An 18,259-nucleotide genomic window follows, 5' to 3' on the forward strand; every position below is an offset into this window, starting at 1 on the left:
TGTCATCTGTGCGCTCATCCCGTGCTATGGGAGAGTTGCGATGACCGACAATTCTTCATCCTCCGCGCCGGTTGCGGAACGCAGGAAGCTGACGCCCGCAGCCGAGCGCGCGCTTGCCGAGGCCGAAGCGCGCCGCAAGGCCACTGACGCCAGCGCCATGCCGCAGCAGAAGGAATTCCAGGGCCCGAAGGGCCCGGAACCGACCCGCTACGGCGATTGGGAGCGCAGAGGGATCGCTTCGGATTTTTGACGGCACCGGCTCTTGCCGGACGGCTCGACTCAGCTCTTAGTCGGGAATATGCCTCCATACGAGAAGATAAGTGCTTACCGGACCACGCGCCGGGGTCCGCGGCGCCGCTGGTTTGCGGCGGCCTTGCCGTGGATGTTCGTGCTTTGCGTGGCGGCGGCGACGACGCTGCCGGTGCGGGATTGGGTACGCCGGTGGTTGCCTGACTTTGCCGACAGCCAGGCGGCGCGCGATGCCGAGATGGTCTGGAAGCACTCTGGAAGTCCTGACATGCGCCATCCCGTCGACGTCATCCGGACCATCGATGGCGACACGTTTGAGGCGCGGGTGCATTTGTCGCCCGGCGTTGAGCCAACCACGCGCATACGCCTGCGCGGCATCGACGCGCCCGAATTGAAGGCATCGTGCCCTGGGGAATTGCAGATGGCGGAGGCCGCGACCGGTGCCCTGCGCGCGCTGCTCGGCGAAGGCGGCGTCACGATCTTCAATATCGGACCGGACAAATATAGCGGCCGGGTCGTGGCCGAGGCCGCGACGCGACGCACCGGAAATGTTTCGTCGGCCATGCTCGGGGCAGGTCATGCGCGCAGCTATGGCGGCGGTCACCGCAACGGATGGTGCGCGACCGCGGGCCAGGCACTGCCGAAATAAAAAGGCCGCGCGATCGCGCGGCCTTTGCATTCAATTCAATCCGAAGATCAGTGCATGACGGTCACGGTGGTTCCGACCGGCACGCGTTGATAGAGATCGGAGATGTCGTCGTTGAGCATGCGGATACAACCGTAGGACACGAAGCCGCCGACCGAGCCCGGCACGTTGGTGCCGTGAATGGCATACTCCCCGCCGGCCAGCGTCATCGCCGCGACGCCCATCGGGTTGCGCGGCGAGCCGCCGGGAATCACGTTGGGCATATACGGCTTGTCGCGCCTGACTTCGCTCGGCGGCGACCAGGCCGGGTTGAGATACTTGCCGTCGATCTTTGTGGTGCCGGACCATTGCTTGCCCGCCTTGCCGACGCCGACCGGATAGCGCATGGCGCGGCCGGATTCGAGAATGAGATAGAGACGTCGCTCGCCGGTCTTCACCACGATCGTGCCCGGCGCGTATTCGCCGCTGACATCGACCAGCTCCGGCCTCGCTTGTGCCTGCGAAGAGATCATAGTGCACGCAGCCAAGGTGGCGGCCAACGCCACCGCAATCCTCTTTGACATTCCCCAGCTCCACTTTGCCCGCCCCTCTCGGGGGTTCTCAAATGTCCTTTCAAGCCTGACGGCCCGCTGTCTTGTCCACGCGTTTTCAGTTTAGTCGCGCGAATTGACTGGTTGGTTTCACGCCAGTTTTCGAGACTAGTTTCGATGGGCGGAACAAAGAAAATGTTCGAAATAAAGTAAATGACCCGAAAACAGCACCCAGCGGCGCAAAGCCCGCTGAAGCGGGCTCGCCACCGACAACCGCGTGAGCGCGGCAGGATTGCTGAAAAATTCGGCCTTCGCCTCGTCCCGGGGGTCCCGGGACGAGAGGCTTGCTATAGCGGCGTCCTACGCCGGTGCGCCCTTCTTGTTCTGCCGGTTCTTCACGAGGTCGTCGACCACGGCGGGGTCGGCGAGCGTCGAGGTGTCGCCGAGGCTCGAGGGCTCATCCTCGGCGATCTTGCGCAGGATGCGGCGCATGATCTTGCCGGAGCGGGTTTTCGGCAGGCCCGGCGCGAACTGGATCTGGTCGGGGGACGCGATCGGGCCGATGTCCTTGCGCACCCAGGCGACCAGCTCTTTCCGCAGCTCCTCGGTCGGCTCGGTACCGGCCATCAACGTCACATAGGCGTAGATGCCCTGGCCCTTGATGTCGTGGGGATAGCCGACCACGGCCGCTTCCGACACCTTGGCATGCGCCACCAGCGAGCTCTCGACTTCGGCGGTACCCATGCGGTGGCCGGAAACGTTGATGACGTCGTCGACGCGGCCGGTGATCCAGTAATAGCCGTCGGCATCGCGCCGGCAGCCGTCGCCGGTGAAATACTTGCCCTTGTAGGTCGTGAAATAGGTCTGTTCGAACCGCGCATGGTCGCCATAGACCGTGCGCATCTGCCCTGGCCAGGATTTGGCGAGGCAGAGATTGCCCGTGGCTTCGCCTTCCAGCACCTTGCCATCGGCATCGACGATCTCAGGCACCACGCCGAAGAACGGCCGCGTCGCCGAACCCGGCTTGAGTTTTGTGGCGCCCGGCAGCGGCGTGATCAGGATGCCGCCGGTCTCGGTCTGCCACCAGGTGTCGACGATCGGACAGCGGCCGTCGCCGACCACGCGGTAATACCATTCCCAGGCCTCCGGATTGATCGGCTCGCCGACGGTGCCGAGCAGGCGCAGACTCTTGCGCGAGGTCTTCTGCACGGGGCCATCGCCCGCCTGCATCAGCGCGCGAATCGCGGTCGGTGCGGTGTAGAAGATGTTGACCTTGTGCTTGTCGATGACGTTCCAGAAGCGCGAATTGTCCGGATAGTTCGGTACGCCCTCGAACATCAGCGTGGTGGCGCCGTTCGCCAGCGGCCCATAGAGAATGTAGCTGTGGCCGGTAACCCAGCCGACGTCGGCGGTGCACCAGTAGATGTCGCCGTCGTGATAATCGAACACGTATTGGTGCGTCATCGCCGCGAACACGAGATAGCCGCCGGTGGTGTGCAGCACGCCCTTGGGCTGGCCGGTGGAGCCCGACGTATAGAGTATGAACAGCGGGTCTTCCGCGTGCATGTGCTCGACCGGGCATTCCGTCGTCACCATCGCGGCCGCTTCGTGATACCAGAAATCGCGCGAGGGATTCATGTCGACGGCTGCACCGGTGCGCTTGACCACGACGACCCAATCGACGCCGCCGGCTTTCGCAATCGCGGCATCGACATTGGCCTTCAGCGGCACCTTCTTGCCGCCGCGCAGTCCCTCATCGGCGGTGATGATGAACTTGGATTGGCAATCGGTGATGCGCTGGGCGAGGCTGTCGGGCGAGAAGCCGGCGAACACCACCGAATGAATCGCGCCGATCCGCGCGCAGGCCAGCATCGCATAGGCCGCTTCCGGGATCATCGGCAGATAGATGGTGACGCGGTCGCCCTTCTTGACGTTCCGCGTGCGCAGGATGTTGGCCATCTTGCAGACTTCGTCGTGCAACTGGCGATAGGTGATGTGCTTGGACTGCGAGGGATCGTCGCCCTCCCAGATGATGGCGGTCTGGTTGCCGCGCTTGTCGAGATGCCGATCGATGCAGTTCCAGGCGGCGTTCAGGACGCCATCCTCGAACCATTTGATCGAGATGTTGCCGGGGGCGTAGGAGACGTTTTCGACCTTGTGGAACGGCTTGATCCAGTCGATGCGCTTGGCCTGTTCGGCCCAGAAACCATTGGGGTCCGAGACCGAGCGGGCGTACATTTCGCGGTACTTGGCGTCATCGACGTAGGCACGTTTGGCCCAATCGGCGGATACGTCGTAAATCTTCTCGGACATCTTTATCCTCCCACTCATTGCGGCCGGATGCTCGGCGGCCACAAATCGTCCCTGATTGTTGCAGCGATTATGCGTCGCGGGACGATGCCCGGACAAGGCGGAACGTCTGCGACCTTGGTCGGCCAGCCGGTTCCCGGCCTTGTCGCGGATCAAAGTCAGGCTATTTCGCGGGTCCCGCTCAGGACGAAATCAACGTTATCGGCGGAATGGCTCCCATTAACTGGTATCTAATAACCGCCAATGACGGAATCGGGACTCGCAAACTGGTTCGTTACCCCCTAAATGGCCTCCCCGGGGCCGGAGGCCTCCCGGAACAAGCCATAACAAGCGGCATTACCGGCGAAACAGGCGGAGCAAGGCGACAACGGACATGATGGATCAGCAGAATTTCGAGGCTACGCGGCCCGTTTCCGCCGATCCTGCCGTCGCATTGGCCGAAGCGCTCGGGCAGCTTCCGAAGGAATCTCCCAAATCGTCCGCGGCAAAGCCGCACATCATCACCGTCGAAGCGCTGGCACAGGAACTTGGCCTCAAACTCGGCGATCAAAACGGCCTGACCATCCGCCGCATCAAGCGCGGAAAAAGCTATTCATTCATTCGCGCCAATGGCACGCAGATCCGTCACGCCGGAACGATCCGGCGCCTGCATTCGATGGCGGTGCCGCCGGCCTATCGCGACGTTCGCTATTCGGCCGATCCGAACTCGCATCTGCAGGCGGTCGGCTTCGATGCCGCTGGCCGGCTGCAATACCGCTACCACGCCGATTGGGAAAAGGTTCGCGAGCACCGCAAGGCGCATCGCCTGGCCAAACTGGTCGCGGCACTGCCCAAGATCCGGCGGAAGGTCTCTGCGTATCTGTCGGGCGAGGAGCCGACGCGGGAGTTTGCGCTCTCGGCCGTGATCGAGTTGATCGCGCGTACCGCGATCCGTCCCGGCAACGAGTCATATGCTCGTCTCAACGGCACCCGCGGCGCCACCACGCTGTTGAAATCGAACGTCACGCTGGAAGACGATTGCCTCGTCCTGACCTTCAAGGCCAAGGGCGGCAAGGCCGTGCGCAAGGAATGCGACGCCGCCAAGCTGGTGCGCGCCATCGGCATCCTGCGCACCGTGCCGGGCAAGCGCATGTTCCAGTATCGCGACAGGTCTGGCGTCGTGCGCGCAGCCTCGACCACGGCCGTGAACGGGTTCCTGCGCGAGATCGCCGGCATCAAGATTTCGCTGAAGGATTTCCGCACGCTGATGGCATCGGCCGTGGTGCTGGAATCATTGTCGCGGATTTCACCGGCGGCGAGCGCCCGCGGCCGCAAGAAGCAGGTGCTTGAAGCCGTGCGCGCGGCGGCCGACGAACTCTCGAACACGCCGGCGATCTGCCGCAAGAGCTACGTCCACGACACCATCGTCACCGCGTTCGAAGACGGCATCCTCGAGCGCTTTGCCGCGACGATGAAGGGCTACCGCACGCAAGCCAAACGCGAGGCGCTGCTGGCGCAGGTGGTGACCGCGGCGGCTGCGGCGTAAATTCGCCGCCGTGGGGTGGGCAAAGCGCAGCGTGCCCACCATCTATCGACATCGGGATACTGAATGGTGGGCACGCTGCGCTTTGCCCACCCCACAGATCTGCGCGATGTGACGCCTTACATCCCGCCCATCTTGCAGACCAGCTTCCACTCTTCCGCCGTGACCGGCTGCACCGACAGCCGCGAATATTTCACCAGTGCCATGTCGGCGAGCTTCTTGTCAGCCTTGATCGCGGCCATCGTCACCGGCGTCTTCAACGGCTTATCGGCCTTGATGTCGACGCAGACGAATTTGCCGGTCTTGTCGGTCGGATCGGGATAGGCTTCCTTGATGACTTCCGCGATGCCGACGATCTCCTTGCCTTCGTTGGAATGATAGAAGAAGGCTTTGTCGCCCTTCTTCATGTTCACCAGATTCTGCCGCGCGGTGAAATTGCGCACGCCAGTCCAGGCTTCGCCCTTTGCTCCCTTCGCGACCTGCTGGTCCCATGACCAGGCCGACGGTTCAGATTTCACCAGCCAGTACGCCATCGTCATTCCTCCGCCTTGAACGGCCGCGTCAGCAGTCCTTCGATCGCCGCGTCGATCGTCACCTTGCCGCCGAGGATCGCCGCGACCGCATTTGATACCGGCATATCGACGTTTTGCGAAGCTGCCAGTTCGATCAAGACCGGCGCGGTGAATTCACCTTCGGCGAGCTTGTCGCGGTTCGGCGGCTCGCCGCGCCCGAGCGCGATGCCGAATGCCAAATTGCGAGATTGCGGGCTGGAGCAGCTCAGGATCAGATCGCCGAGACCCGACAGGCCCGCCAGCGTTTCGCTGCGCGCGCCGCAGGCGCGGCCGAGGCGCGCGAGTTCGCTGAAGCCGCGCGTGGTCAGTGCGGCCAGCGCCGAGGCGCCGAGCTGACGGCCGATCACGATCCCGGCTGCGATCGCCAGCACGTTCTTGGCCGCGCCGCCGATCTCGACGCCGCGAACATCCGTGGTGTGATAGGGCCGGAAGGTTGATGAGCCCAGCGCCTGCACCAGACGGCTCGCCAGCTTTTCATCCCTTGCCGCAAGCGTCACGGCGGTCGGAAGGCCTCGCGCGACGTCGTCGGCGAAGTTCGGTCCCGACAGGATCGCAGGAATTGCATCGGGAATCGTTTCGGCAATGATCTCGGTCATGAACCGGTGGGTGCCGCGCTCGATGCCCTTGGCACAGGCGACGACGGGTGTCTTTGGCTTGAGGCACGGCGCTAGCGTGGCCGCGGCTTCGCGCAAACTTTGCGCCGGCGTCGCAAGCAGGACGATGTCCGTGCGCGCCGCGGCAGCGATGTCGGCTGTGACGCCGATACTGCTGTCGAGGCTCACGCCGGGTAGTTTTGGATTGTTCCGCGTCGTCTGCATCTGCGTGGCGCTTTGGGCGCTTCGTGCATAGAGCACGACCTTGCGGCCGGCGCGCACCGCGGCGCAGGCGAGCGCGGTGCCATAGGCGCCACCGCCGATCACCGCGACGGAATTGAAGGACGTCATCTCAGAATCCTGCGCGGGTGTTGGCGAAGCCGGCCGGCGCGGTGGCGTTGGCATCTAACAGCCAGCGCGCGCGCGGCGGCGCATCCATCGTATCGGTCAATCCCAGCGCCATCCGCTCCGCGCCGGCCCAGGCGATCATGGCGCCGTTATCGGTGCAGAGTGCAGGCGGCGGAATGATCAGCGTGGTCTGCGCCTTCGAGGCGACATCCTGCAGCGCCCCGCGAATGGCATGATTGGCGGCAACGCCGCCGGCGGCGACCAGCGCGCGGGGCGGGCCGAATTGCTCGTGAAACAGTCTCAAGCCGACGCTCAGCCGATCTGCGGTCGATTCCAGCACCGCGGCCTGAAAACTGGCGCAGAGGTCGCTGACGTCCTGCGGCTCCAGCGGCGCCAGGCGGTTGGCCTCATTACGAACCGCCGTCTTCAATCCCGACAGCGAGAAATTCGCATCCGGCCGGCCGAGCATCGGCCGCGGAAAGGCGAAACGTTTGGCGTCGCCACTTCCCGCCGCGCGCTCGACCTCAGGGCCGCCCGGATAGGGCAGCGACAACATCTTTGCGACCTTGTCGAAGGCTTCCCCCATCGCGTCGTCGACGGTGGTGCCGAGCCGCACATATTTGCCGACGCCGACCACGGCGACGATCTGGGTGTGACCGCCGGAGGCGAGAAACAGGCAATAGGGAAAGGCCAGCGCGCAAGTGAGCCGCGGCGTCAGCGCGTGCGCTTCGAGATGATTGACCGCGATCAGCGGCGTGTCATGCACCATCGCAATAGCCTTGGCGGTGGTGAGGCCGACAATCACGCCGCCGATCAGGCCGGGACCTGCGGCGGCCGCCACCGCCGACAATTGCGCGAAGCCGACATTGGCGTCCTTCATGGCCTGAGCGACGATGCCGTCGAGCAGGTCGACATGGGCGCGCGCCGCGATCTCCGGCACCACGCCGCCGAAACGGGCGTGCTCTGCGGTCTGCGAGCGCACGATATTGGATAAGATCTTTCCGCTTCCGTCGCGCTGGCGCTCGACCACGGCGGCTGCGGTTTCATCGCAGGTGGTCTCGATACCCAGCACCAGCATCGGCTTGTCGTTGTCCAATTTGAACCCTTGCACTATCGCCAAAAACAACGCTTCCGTAACCCGGTAGCACTACGAGGTCGCAACGTGCAATCGCCTGCGCGTGCCCGAAACCCGTTTGGCGGAGATCTGAAATATGGCCGTTCTCGTGACGCGACCAAGTCCGGATGATGAGATGACGGCGAAGGCCCTCCACGCGCGGGGGTTCGACGTACTGCGCGCGCCGATGCTGCGGTTCGAGCCGTTGCTGTTCCAGGACGATGCGGACGCGAGCTATGGCGCCGTCATCGCCACCAGCGCCAACGCGCTGCGCGCCATCGCGCCCCATCTTGCCGACAGCCGGCTTCTCAAACTGCCGCTGTTCGCGGTCGGAGAAAACACCGCGGCGGCGGCCCGCGATGCGGGGTTTGGCGACGTGATCGCCTCAAAGGGCGACGCTGGCGCGTTGCGCGATCTGGTGCTGGCGAATGCGAAATCGAAGCAACTGAAGAAGGCGAGCCCGATCCTGTACCTTGCCGGCGCCGACCTCGCGCGCGACCTTGCCGGCGAACTCGGCGAACAGGGCTTTACGGTGGTGACACATACCACCTACCGGATGGTGCCCGTGCCCAGCCTGCCGCGGGAAATATGTGACGCTTTCGTGGCGCATGAGGTCGAGGCCGTGCTGCATTACTCGCGGCGCAGCGCGCGTGCGTTTCTGGAGGCGGCGCGCTTCGGCGGCGTTGAAATCTCGGCATTGGCGCTGCCGCAGTGCTGCATTTCGGCAGGCGTCGCCGCGGTGTTGCGGGACGCCGGCGCGACCCAGGTCACGACGGCGGTTTCACCGGATGAAAACGCCCTGTTCGAGGCGCTGGACCGGGCGTTGCAGGCCCGATCGGGTCCTAATCTTTAAGTCTGAGCATGGTCTTATCGGAAAACCGGTGCCGCCACGGCCGGATCATGCTCTAAGACGTCTCGATTCTGCTAAGTTCCGGCATCTAACCACCTTAAGGGAACCGCTGTGATGGTCGACAACAGGCCCGAAGACACTGGATCGTTGCCCAGATCGGGTCGGCCGAAACGTGAGCCGCCGACCATCGATCTCGATGCCTCCGAAGTATCGAGCGAGACCAAGAGTTCTGGCGAGGCGCCATCCGAGCCTGAGGCTGAACCCGCGCCAGAGATCGCCCAAGCGCCGGTTGAGGAGGCTCCAGTTGAGGGTCACGGGTTGCGGAGCCGCCGTCCCGGCCCCTGTCGCCTCCCGTGTCGCCCTGGGTCATTGCGCCGGTTTCCGGCGCGGTCGCGGCGGCGCTGGTGATCGGCGTCGGCTGGATGCTGGGCTGGCCCGCGATTCAGCCGGCCTCCGTATCGCAGACCGCGCAGCTCAACGCCGCCGCCATCGACGGTTTGACCGCGCAAATCGCCGGCCTCGAATCCAGGGTGGGCAAACCCGTGGCCGATCCGGCCGCGGCCGCGCGCACTGACGCACTTGAAAAATCGGTCGCGACGCTGCGCGGGGAACTCGCCACCGCGCGCGCGCAAGGCGAGAAGCTGGCGTCTGCCATTAACGACGTGAAGTCGGCGCCGCGTGGCGACGGCACCGCGTCGCCTGATCTCGCCGCTTTCGCCGAACGCATCGCCAAGGTCGAGAGCCAGATGCGGGCGCAGAGCGCCGAGATTGCGCAACAAGGCAGCAAGCTTGCCGACACGACGGCCGACGCCAAACCTGCCGATGATATGCCGCTGCGCCGTGTGGTATCGGCAGCGCTGCTCGATGTCCTGGTCCGGATCGGCGATCCCTATCCGACGGCGCTCGCCGCAGCCAAGGCGCTGGCACCAAATCCCGAAGCGCTGAAGCCGCTCGATGAATTTGCGGAGAAGGGCGTGCCGAACGCCGGCAAGCTGAGCACGGAACTGTTGGCGCTGGTGCCAAAACTGTTGCCGGCCCAACAGAGCGCCGCCACCACCGGCACCGGCATCGTCGATCGTTTGCAGGCGGGCGCTGCCAAACTGGTCAAGATCGAACGCACCGATACCACCGGCACGGACCGCGGCGCCGTGGTGGCACGGATCACGGCGGCTGCGCTGCGCAACGATTTCAACGAGGCGCGGCGGGAATTGAAGACGCTGGAGCCGGCCGATCGCGCCGCAGCGCAATCATGGCTTGCGTCGGCCGATGCGCGCGACGCCGCGCTGGCCGCATCCCGTCAATTTGCGACTGAGGCCATGGCCGTGCTCGCCAAACCGGCGCAATAAGGATTTCAATGGTTCGGATCATTCTGTTTCTGCTGTTGATCGCGCTCGGTGCAGCGGGCGCGGCCTGGATTGCCGAGCAGACCGGCAATGTCGTGCTGTCGTGGGGCGGCTATCGCGCGCAGACCACGCTGCCGGTGTTCGTGCTGGCGCTCGGCATCGTCATCGTTGCGGCGATGATGCTGTGGGCGATCCTGCGCGGCCTGTGGCGCACGCCCCAACGGATCCGCCGCAACCAGCGCGAACGTCGTCAGGCCCGCGGCCGGCATGCGATCACGCAAGGCCTGCTCGCGATCGGCCATGGCGATTCCACGGCTGCCCGCATCCACGCGGACGCCGCGCGAAAGCACGCGGCGCAGGATCCGCTGGCCCTGCTGCTGCACGCGCAATCGGCGCAGCTCGACGGCGATCGCGAGGGCGCGCAGCGCGCCTTCCGCGCCATGGCCGAGCGTGAAGACACGCGGCTGTTGGGCCTGCGCGGCTTGTTCATCGAGGCGCAGCGCGCCGACGATCCGGTCGCCGCCGTCATGCTCGCCGAGGAAGCGCTGAAGCTGTCGCCGTCGTCGTCATGGGCATCGCACGCCGTGCTCGGCTTCTGCTGCGCCAAGGGCGACTGGGCCGGTGCGCTGAAAATTCTCGACAACAATCAATCGGCCGGGCTGATCGACAAGGCGACCTATCGCCGGCAGCGCGGCGTGCTGCTGACCGCACGCGCGCTCGAACTCGAAAAGGTCGATCGCGACCTGGCGCGCGAGAGCGTGATGGAAGCGGTCAAGCTGGCGCCGACGCTGGTACCCGCCGCGGTGCTGGCGAGCAAGTTCGAGAGCGAAGCGCACCAGGTGCGGCGCTCGATGCGGCTTGTCGAGACGGCTTGGCTGGCGCAGCCGCATCCTGATCTGGCCGATGCCTATGCCCATGTGAAGTTGGGGGATTCCGCGCGCCAACGGCTGGTGCGGGTCGAGACGCTGGCGGCGAAAGCGCCTGGACATATCGAGGGCGCGCTGGCGATCGCGCGCGCCGCGATCGATGCGTCTGAGTTCACCAAGGCGCGCGAGGCGCTGGCGCCCTTCATCGCTCAGCCGACGCAGCGGGTCGCGCTGTTGATGGCCGAGATCGAGCGCACCGAGCACGGCGATAGTGGCCGTGCACGCGCGTGGACCTTGCGCGCGGTGCGCGCGCTGCACGATCCGGCCTGGACTGCGGACGGCTATGTCAGCGACCGCTGGCGGCCAGTCTCGCCGGTCACAGGGCGGCTGGATGCCTTCCAGTGGCAGACGCCGGTCGCGGCCCTGCCGTCCGACAAGGCGAGCACGATCGAATCCTCCCCGTTCGAGGAAGCCATGTTGGCAACGCCGCGCCGTGCCGTGGTGATTGCGCCGCCCGAGGCCGTGGACGAGCAGCCCGCCGCCCCGGTCACTCCCGAACCACCCGTAACACCGGCCGCGCAGGACAATGTGCCGCCACCCGCGGCTGCCGCCGAAGTGCCCCCCGCCGAAGCTCCCCGCCCCGAAGCGGCCACCATTCTTCCGACGCCGGAGCCAGCCCCGCCCAAGCCGGCCGAACCGGCACCAAGCCAGCCGGCCCCGTTGTTCCGTTCGCGGCAGGATATTCCAAAGACGGTTCCGGCCTCGATTCCCGCCGTAATCCCCCTCATTCGAGCCCCGGACGATCCCGGCATCGACGAGGACAGCCCGGCGGACGAATTCGCGGAACAACTCGCCCCGCCCAAGGCCCAGGCCGGCGGCTGGCGGGGATTTTTGTCACGCTGGGGCGGCAGCTAGCGTTTCGGGGGCTAGCGTTTTTCTTGCCAATCGGGGCGCTGCCCGATATCAGGTGCGGGCGTTCGCGGCTAACGCCCGGACGCCGCTTCGGTCCGCCGCAATAGCTCAGTTGGTAGAGCACGTCATTCGTAATGACGGGGTCACAGGTTCGAGTCCTGTTTGCGGCACCAGCTTTTTCGTAAGTTTCCTGAGTTCGTCAGCACGCACGGTTTGCGTGACCTGCCTCACATAAAGCGCCACCTGCCCGGCCTAGTCTCCGCCTCGACCTCAAGGGGAGACATCAACATGCGTAACCTCATTCTCATCGCAGGATTCGTTCTGGCATCCACTGCTGCTCAGGCTGGGGATCGGAGCTTGTCGCTGGGTGGCATCGAGCGGGCGTCCGCGAAGGCCATCGATGCACCGAAAACCGCTGAAGTCCCGCAGCCGCCGGAACCGCCGAAATATGTCGAGCGGCCGGCGATCGAGCCCAAAGCTGAGACACCCAAAGCTGAGACACCGAAGGCCGAGACGCCCAAGCTGGCAGCAAGGGTCCAACAGCCGGCCGCTGAGCGGTCGAGAGCCGAGCGCGGGAGGCCCGTTGCTCGAAGAACGGCCTTAATGTCCAGGAGCATGAAACCGCGCCGCAGGCACCACTGGATTGAAGCGCGCATCGTCCGCGAGCTGCATCGCCACGGGATCTACTGGTAACGTTGCCAAAGCAAAACGCGCCGCTCGGGATTACTCCGAGGGGCGCGTTTTGCGTGACGCTTGAGCCTATTGGCTTACTGCGAAACCGTCTGCACCACGCTGCTGATCGGGCGGCTGGCGACCGCCGGCATCTTCTGGTCCTTCACCAGCATCGCGTCGTATTCGGGCAGGGTTTCGAGCTGCTCCTTGGCCCTCATCTGCACGACCCTGTAGCCGCCGGCTTTCAGGCGGCGCAGCAGTGTCGGCAGCGCAATCGCCGTGCTCTTCTGCAGATCGTGCATCAGGATGACGCCCTTGCCCTGCTTGTCGAGCTTGGTCATGACGTTCTGGATGACCTGGTCCGGACCCGACGATTTGAAGTCGTTGGAATCGACATCAACTGAAAACATCGAGATGTTGCGCGAGGCGAGATAGCCGAGGGCCGGCTGGGTGTGCGCAAGCCCCGGGAAGCGGAAGAACGGCGCGGGCGCGGTCCCCAGCGCCATCTTCACGGCGCTAAAGCCCTTCTCGATCTCTTCCTTGACCTGCGCTTCGGTCAGCTTCTTGCTGTCGAGATGGGCGTGCGACCAGGTGTGCGAGCCGATGGTGTGGCCGGCGGCCGCGACCTGCTTCAGAATCTCCGGATGATAGGTGGTGTGCTTGCCGACTGGGAAGAACAGGGCTTTTGTGCATTCATCCGCAAGCGCCTTGAGCACGGCGGGCGTGGTTGGCCACGGGCCGTCGTCGAAGGTCAGCACGACCTCTTTGTCGGTCAGGAAGTCAAACTGCTTGTATTGCAGGAAGCCGAAGCCGGGGCCGCCGGTGGTGTCGATCACGACGGTGCGGCTGACGCCGAGTGCGTCGAGATTGGCGCAGGCCGATCGCATCGGCTGGGCTGCGGGAATGGGGGCGGGGGCGGGGGCGGGGGCCGGCTTCGAGAGCGAGGCCGTGGTCTCGACGTCGTCCCTCGGTGCGGGCCTGGCTGCGGCGGGCGCCGGCTCGGCCGCACGGGCGGCAACGGTTTGGGGTGCAGCCGCGTCGGTCCGCGGCGAGGAGGTCCAGTACCAAACGCCGGTGATCACCAGCGCCGTCACTACACTGGCCAGCATCAGGCCCAACGCATTACGCATCGCTACTCTTTCCACATACTCGGGGTACACACGCAACGGGCCATTAATGCCAACAATGTCTTAACGTCTCGCGAACAAGCGCGGGTTAGGACAAGGAAATGAGGGTGTTATGCGCGAGTGACGTCAGTCACAGTCGCCCCGCCGTTCCCGGCGCATGCTCCTGCCATCAACAACGGGCTCGTTTGCCGAGCCAACAGGAGCCGACAATGACCGCAATGTTCTTCAATGCCGTTCGCAAGGTCAGTCTAGTGCTGGCCTTGACGACCTCGTTCGCCGCCGCTTCGTCGACCGCGAGCTTCGCCTTCACCTCTGAGCAGCAGCAGATGTGCACCGGCGACGCATTCCGTCTCTGCAGTTCGGAAATCCCGAATATTCCAAAGATCACCGCTTGCATGATCAAGCATCGCGCCGACCTGAGCGCGGGCTGCCGCACCGTGATGGATCGCGATCTCGCGGCGAAGAAGGGCAAGCTCGCCGCGCAATAAGTCGGCCCACCGGCTCCCGGGAACGCTTGCGGCGATGCGACGCAGGCGTTTTTCCTTTCGCGGCGTTCACAACGCGAACGGGGCATTTCACCGTTCACAAATGCGTGCGGCCGGGATTTTGGCGCACTGGATTCCTGTTTGACGCGTTTTCCTGACGCGAACCGGTTCCAACCTCGCCAGAAAACGCTATAGAGCGCGCTGATCGCGTTTCCCGGCTACGAAGGCATAACAAATGACCAAGATCCTTTTCGTCATTCCGCTGATCCTGATGGCCTCAAGCGTGTCGGCACAAACACAAAAAAGAGAGGGGCATGACGAGTGCGCGCGCGACGTCTCGCGGTATTGCCGGGCGCAGATGCAGGATGGTGATCAGGTCATTCTGGCCTGCCTGAAGCAGAACCGCTCACGGATCAGCAAGGCCTGCCAGCGGAAGCTAGCGAGCGTCGGGCAGTAGAAGGCGCCGGGCGGCCGCGATCTATCCCGTCCCATTGCCGTTGGCGCGCAGCGATTGGTAGAAATCGTAAATCAACAGCGCCATCACCAACACGCAGATGACGATCAGCGGCACCGCCTTGATCCACCAGAGCATGATGCCGAGAAACGCGCAGACGCCGGCAACGCCGATCAGTCCGGTGATGAAATTCGTCATCTGTCGCTCCTTGTTTTTGCGCGACGCGCACTGGTCTTGGCGCTGGTTTTGGCAGGCGCGGCTCTGCCGCGGCCGCGTTGTCCGAGAGTTTTGACTAGCCAGTTGGCTGTCCGCAGGAGCCGCGCATCGTTGTCGCGGCGCCCGATCAACTGAACGCCAATGGGCAGGCCGCTGTCCGATTGCAGCAGCGGCAGCGACACCGCCGGCGTGCCGAGATAGGTCCACATCGAGCAGAACACGGGGTTGCCGGTACTGTCGAGGCCGCGCGGCGCCGGGCCCGGTGCAGACGGGGTCAGAATCGCGTCGTATTCGTCAAACACGCCGTCGAGCGCCGCGTTGAGCGGCGCGCTGCCGGCCAAGGCGCGCGTGTAGTCGACGGCCGCCACCATGCGGCCGCGCTCGATCAGCGCGCGCAGTACCTGGCTCAGGGATCCGCCGCCCTGCTCGAAATCGCGATGCAGGTTGTGCGCCATCTCCACTTCCATGACGGTGCGGTGCATGTCGACGGCGCGGTCGAAACTCGGGCCGATCTCGACTTCCGAAACTTGCTCGCCGAGCGCTTCCACCAGTTCGGCAAACGCCTCCGTCGTCACCTGCTCGACATGCTTCCACGCGGGCGAGCGCACGAAGGCGAACCGCGGCGGCAATGGCGACTCGCTTGCCGCCATTTCGAGAAAGCGGGGAGAGGCAAGAGGGCGCGTATCCGGATCTTCCTCGTCGAAACCCGCAAGCGTCTGTGCCAGCAGTGCTGCATCGTCGACCGAGCGTGCAAACACGCCGACATGATCGAGTGCCCGCGATAGCAGTAGCGCGCCGCTCCGCGGAATGAGACCGTGTCGGCTTGAAGCCAACCACCCCACAGAAGGCGGCAGGTCGGATCACGGACCCGTTGGTCTGGGAGCCGATGGCGCCCGGCACCATCAGCGCCGCAACCGCCGCGGCGGAGCCCGACGACGATCCGCCCGGCGTGTGAGCCGGGTTGTGCGGATTTCGGGTCTTGCCGGGATTGAAATAGGCATACTCGGTCGTCACCGTCTTGCCGAGGATCACGGCCCCTGCCGCCCGCAGGCGCGCCACCGCCGCCGCATCGCGGCGCGGCGTGCGTCCGGCCCACAGGCTGGATCGAATTCCGTCGGCATGTCGCCGGTATCGAAGATATCCTTGATGCCCAGTGGCACGCCATGCAGCGGGCCTGTGGCCTTGCCTTGCTTGCGGCGGTCGTCGGCAGCCTCGGCCTGCCGCATCGCATAGTCGCGATCGAGGAATGCCCACGCCTCGATGTCGCGATCGGCCTCGTCGATGCGTTTCAAGCAGTCGGCGACAAGCTCCACTGAGCTGAGCCGGCCGTCGCGGATGCCGGCGGCCGCTTCCGCAAGCCCGAGCGCATTGAGACTCATGCGCATCCTTTCAGCGCTTTACCGGGCCGGCTCACCGCGATCCATAGAGATAGCTGGGCAACCACAACGCAATTTCCGGGAAGATGTAGACGAGCGCCATGGTGAGGAAGACCAGGCCGACAAAGGGAAGCGCGCCTGAGAAGATGTCGGTGAGCTTCACCTGCGGCGGCGCCACGCCCTTCAAATAGAAGGCGGCCATCGCGACAGGCGGCGTATTGAACGCCGTCTGCGTGTTCAATGCGACCAGGATGCCGAAGAAGATCGGATCGATGCCGTAGTTGGGAAGCAGCGGCAGGAAGATCGGCACGAAGATGATGATGATCTCGGTCCACTCCAGCGGCCAGCCGAGGAGGAAGATGATGATCTGGGTCAACAGCAGGAACTGGATCGGCGACAGATTCATCGAGGCGAAGAACTGCTCGACCACGGTCTGTCCGCCAAGGACGGCAAACACCGCGGAAAACGTCCACGACCCGATGAACAAGTAGCAGACCATCGCAGTGGCGCGCACCGTCAGATATACCGATTCCTTCATCATCGTGTAATTGAGCGAACGATAAGCGGCCGCCAGAACGATGCTCATGAGGGCACCTACCGCGGCCGCCTCGGACGGCGTCGCCAGGCCGAACAGGATCGCGCCGAGTACGGCGACGATGAGGAGCGCGAGCGGCAGGAACGATGTGGCGAGAGCCCAGATTACCGTGGAGATCGGCACGTTGGTCTGCTCGGGCGGCAGCTTCGGTGCGAGCGCGGGGTTGATGATCGCGCGGGTTATCGCATAGAGGACGTAAAGTCCGGCGAGCAGGAATCCCGGAAAGAACGCCGCCGCATAAAGCTTGACCGCCGAAACGCCGGCGGTCGCCGCATAGACGATCAGGAGAATGCTCGGTGGAATCAGGATGCCGAGGCAGCCGCCGGCGCAGACCACGCCTGCCGACAGCTTGGTGTCGTAGCCGGCCCGCAGCATGGCGGGCAAAGCCAGCAGCCCCATCAGCGTGACAACGGCGCCGACGATGCCGGTGGCGGTGGCGAACATTGCGCAAGTGATCAGCGTAGCCACCGCCAGCGCGCCCGGCACGTTCTTCATCGACAGTTGCAGGGAGTAGAACAGGCGATCGAGAATGTTGGCGCGCTCGATCAGGTAGCCCATGAAGAGGAACAGCGGCACCGCGACCAGCACGTCGCTGGACGTGACCTCGAACGTCTTCTGCACCAGCAGCGTGAAGATGCGGTTCTGAAAGAACTCCTGACCGGGAGTGTAGTAGGCATAATAGCCGAATGAGACGCCCATCGCCATCAGCGTGAAGGCGATCGGGAAGCCGAGCATGATGATGAAGATGAAAAGCCCCAGCATCAGCATGCCGAGTTGAGGGTCGGTCATGCGCCTGCTCCCCTCTCGCTCTGCTGCTCGGCCGCATGCTGCTGATGCTCGCGGATGATCAGGCTCTCGGTTTCCTCGACGTCGTGCAGGCGTTGTGGCCATTGGCCGGTGCGGATACACAGTACGCAGCGGATGATTTCAGCGAAGCCTTGCAGAAACAGAAGCAGGCCTGTGATCGGGATCAACGCCTTCAGCGGAAACACCGGCACGCCAGCCGGACTGAAGATGCTGACTTCGCGGAAGCGCACCGACATATCGGCATAATTCCAGCCCGAATACATCAAGGCCGCAATCGCCGGTAGGAAGAACAGAATGTAGAGAACGAGGTCCATCGTCGCCTGGGTGCGCGGCGACCACAGCCGGTAAACCACGTCGGCGCGCACATGGCCATTGCGCGAGAGCGTATACGCCCCGGCCATCAGGAACATCGCGCCATAGGTGATGTAGCTGATGTCGAATGCCCAGGTGGTCGGCGCCCGCAGCACGTAGCGCATGAACACCTCGTAGCTGACGCCGAGCGTGAGGACGAGGATCAGCCAGGCGAACGCCTTGCCGACCCATGTGCTGAGTTCATCGATGAAAAACAGAAATTTCTTCATGCGAGTTGAACTCGCGGTAAATCGCACATCCGGATGTCCCCCAATTGCTGGCTGAGCGGCGCGTTAACCGCGCCACTCATTGTTCGTACCG

Annotated in this window: 19 protein-coding genes, 1 tRNA gene and 1 pseudogene; 10 read left to right on the plus strand and 11 right to left on the minus strand. The window is 64.5% G+C overall.

Annotated features, from left to right (window positions below):
* The first annotated feature begins 40 nt into the window (after window positions 1-40).
* Together ACFXS9_RS34620 and ACFXS9_RS34625 are read left to right on the plus strand one after the other, a co-directional pair.
* On the plus strand, window positions 41-250 hold the full coding sequence (locus ACFXS9_RS34620) for a DUF1674 domain-containing protein (protein ID WP_392697081.1): 210 nt from the start codon (window positions 41-43) through the stop codon (window positions 248-250).
* Window positions 251-382: 132 nt separating this feature from the next.
* Entirely contained in the window at window positions 383-898 is a 516-nt protein-coding gene (locus ACFXS9_RS34625; RefSeq protein ID WP_392697084.1) for a thermonuclease family protein, read from the plus strand.
* Window positions 899-945: 47 nt separating this feature from the next.
* Here ACFXS9_RS34625 and ACFXS9_RS34630 read toward each other — a convergent pair whose 3' ends face one another.
* Both ACFXS9_RS34630 and acs read right to left on the minus strand, forming a co-directional pair.
* Window positions 946-1,458 carry a L,D-transpeptidase gene (locus tag ACFXS9_RS34630; RefSeq protein WP_392697087.1) on the minus strand — a complete coding sequence of 171 codons (513 nt, stop codon included), beginning with the start codon at window positions 1,456-1,458 and terminating at the stop codon, window positions 946-948.
* A 327-nt stretch (window positions 1,459-1,785) separates the two neighbouring features.
* Complete coding sequence (gene acs / locus ACFXS9_RS34635; RefSeq protein ID WP_392697090.1) at window positions 1,786-3,738, minus strand: acetate--CoA ligase; 1,953 nt, start codon at window positions 3,736-3,738, stop codon at window positions 1,786-1,788.
* A gap of 370 nt (window positions 3,739-4,108) precedes the next feature.
* Here acs and ACFXS9_RS34640 point away from each other — a divergent pair, with 370 nt between their 5' ends.
* Window positions 4,109-5,260 (plus strand): DNA topoisomerase IB, encoded by a 1,152-nt coding sequence (locus ACFXS9_RS34640; protein WP_392697093.1) that lies wholly within the window; start codon window positions 4,109-4,111, stop codon window positions 5,258-5,260.
* 116 nt (window positions 5,261-5,376) lie between these two features.
* Here ACFXS9_RS34640 and ACFXS9_RS34645 read toward each other — a convergent pair whose 3' ends face one another.
* The 3 genes from ACFXS9_RS34645 to tsaD are packed head-to-tail and all read right to left on the minus strand — an operon-like array spanning window position 5,377 to window position 7,848.
* Window positions 5,377-5,790 (minus strand): EVE domain-containing protein, encoded by a 414-nt coding sequence (locus ACFXS9_RS34645; protein WP_028348379.1) that lies wholly within the window; start codon window positions 5,788-5,790, stop codon window positions 5,377-5,379.
* A gap of 2 nt (window positions 5,791-5,792) precedes the next feature.
* Window positions 5,793-6,773 carry an NAD(P)H-dependent glycerol-3-phosphate dehydrogenase gene (locus ACFXS9_RS34650; protein ID WP_392697096.1) on the minus strand — a complete coding sequence of 327 codons (981 nt, stop codon included), beginning with the start codon at window positions 6,771-6,773 and terminating at the stop codon, window positions 5,793-5,795.
* A 1-nt stretch (window position 6,774) separates the two neighbouring features.
* Window positions 6,775-7,848, minus strand: a complete 1,074-nt coding sequence (gene tsaD, locus ACFXS9_RS34655; protein WP_392700170.1) for a tRNA (adenosine(37)-N6)-threonylcarbamoyltransferase complex transferase subunit TsaD — start codon at window positions 7,846-7,848, stop codon at window positions 6,775-6,777.
* Window positions 7,849-7,981: 133 nt separating this feature from the next.
* Here tsaD and ACFXS9_RS34660 point away from each other — a divergent pair, with 133 nt between their 5' ends.
* The 5 genes from ACFXS9_RS34660 to ACFXS9_RS34680 all read left to right on the plus strand — a co-directional run bounded on the left by ACFXS9_RS34660 (window position 7,982) and on the right by ACFXS9_RS34680 (window position 12,548).
* Window positions 7,982-8,737: a uroporphyrinogen-III synthase gene (locus tag ACFXS9_RS34660; protein WP_392697099.1), complete on the plus strand. Its 756-nt coding sequence runs from the start codon at window positions 7,982-7,984 to the stop codon at window positions 8,735-8,737.
* Window positions 8,738-9,087: 350 nt separating this feature from the next.
* The gene (locus ACFXS9_RS34665) at window positions 9,088-10,080 is read left to right on the plus strand and encodes a COG4223 family protein (protein ID WP_392697102.1); all 993 of its coding nucleotides are present in this window, start codon (window positions 9,088-9,090) and stop codon (window positions 10,078-10,080) included.
* An 8-nt stretch (window positions 10,081-10,088) separates the two neighbouring features.
* Window positions 10,089-11,858, plus strand: a complete 1,770-nt coding sequence (locus tag ACFXS9_RS34670) for a heme biosynthesis protein HemY (protein WP_392697105.1) — start codon at window positions 10,089-10,091, stop codon at window positions 11,856-11,858.
* Window positions 11,859-11,952: 94 nt separating this feature from the next.
* Window positions 11,953-12,028, plus strand: a tRNA-Thr gene (locus ACFXS9_RS34675).
* Between the two features lie 115 nt (window positions 12,029-12,143).
* Window positions 12,144-12,548: a hypothetical protein gene (locus ACFXS9_RS34680; RefSeq protein ID WP_392697108.1), complete on the plus strand. Its 405-nt coding sequence runs from the start codon at window positions 12,144-12,146 to the stop codon at window positions 12,546-12,548.
* A gap of 74 nt (window positions 12,549-12,622) precedes the next feature.
* Here ACFXS9_RS34680 and ACFXS9_RS34685 read toward each other — a convergent pair whose 3' ends face one another.
* Window positions 12,623-13,657, minus strand: a complete 1,035-nt coding sequence (locus tag ACFXS9_RS34685; protein ID WP_392697111.1) for a polysaccharide deacetylase family protein — start codon at window positions 13,655-13,657, stop codon at window positions 12,623-12,625.
* A 206-nt stretch (window positions 13,658-13,863) separates the two neighbouring features.
* On the opposite strand from ACFXS9_RS34685, the gene ACFXS9_RS34690 reads away from it, so the two are divergent.
* Together ACFXS9_RS34690 and ACFXS9_RS34695 are read left to right on the plus strand one after the other, a co-directional pair.
* On the plus strand, window positions 13,864-14,142 hold the full coding sequence (locus ACFXS9_RS34690) for a hypothetical protein (RefSeq protein ID WP_392697114.1): 279 nt from the start codon (window positions 13,864-13,866) through the stop codon (window positions 14,140-14,142).
* Window positions 14,143-14,374: 232 nt separating this feature from the next.
* Window positions 14,375-14,596, plus strand: a complete 222-nt coding sequence (locus ACFXS9_RS34695; RefSeq protein ID WP_057842701.1) for a hypothetical protein — start codon at window positions 14,375-14,377, stop codon at window positions 14,594-14,596.
* A gap of 21 nt (window positions 14,597-14,617) precedes the next feature.
* Here the strand turns inward: ACFXS9_RS34695 and ACFXS9_RS34700 are convergent, their stop codons facing one another.
* The 5 genes and pseudogenes from ACFXS9_RS34700 to ACFXS9_RS34720 form a co-directional block, all read right to left on the minus strand.
* Window positions 14,618-14,791 (minus strand): hypothetical protein, encoded by a 174-nt coding sequence (locus ACFXS9_RS34700; protein ID WP_392697117.1) that lies wholly within the window; start codon window positions 14,789-14,791, stop codon window positions 14,618-14,620.
* Window positions 14,788-15,868: pseudogene (locus tag ACFXS9_RS34705) on the minus strand (amidase). The gene ACFXS9_RS34700 and the pseudogene ACFXS9_RS34705 overlap by 4 nt, the downstream one beginning before the upstream one ends.
* The gene (locus ACFXS9_RS34710) at window positions 15,838-16,188 is read right to left on the minus strand and encodes an amidase family protein (protein WP_392697120.1); all 351 of its coding nucleotides are present in this window, start codon (window positions 16,186-16,188) and stop codon (window positions 15,838-15,840) included. The pseudogene ACFXS9_RS34705 and the gene ACFXS9_RS34710 overlap by 31 nt, the downstream one beginning before the upstream one ends.
* A 31-nt stretch (window positions 16,189-16,219) precedes the next feature.
* Window positions 16,220-17,569 (minus strand): TRAP transporter large permease subunit, encoded by a 1,350-nt coding sequence (locus tag ACFXS9_RS34715; RefSeq protein ID WP_392697123.1) that lies wholly within the window; start codon window positions 17,567-17,569, stop codon window positions 16,220-16,222.
* The gene (locus ACFXS9_RS34720; RefSeq protein WP_392697126.1) at window positions 17,566-18,168 is read right to left on the minus strand and encodes a TRAP transporter small permease subunit; all 603 of its coding nucleotides are present in this window, start codon (window positions 18,166-18,168) and stop codon (window positions 17,566-17,568) included. The genes ACFXS9_RS34715 and ACFXS9_RS34720 overlap by 4 nt, the downstream gene beginning before the upstream one ends.
* Window positions 18,169-18,259: the final 91 nt, after the last annotated feature.

Source organism: Bradyrhizobium sp. RDI18 (assembly GCF_043203335.1).
In the GTDB taxonomy this organism is placed as follows: Bacteria; Pseudomonadota; Alphaproteobacteria; order Rhizobiales; family Xanthobacteraceae; genus Bradyrhizobium; species Bradyrhizobium retamae.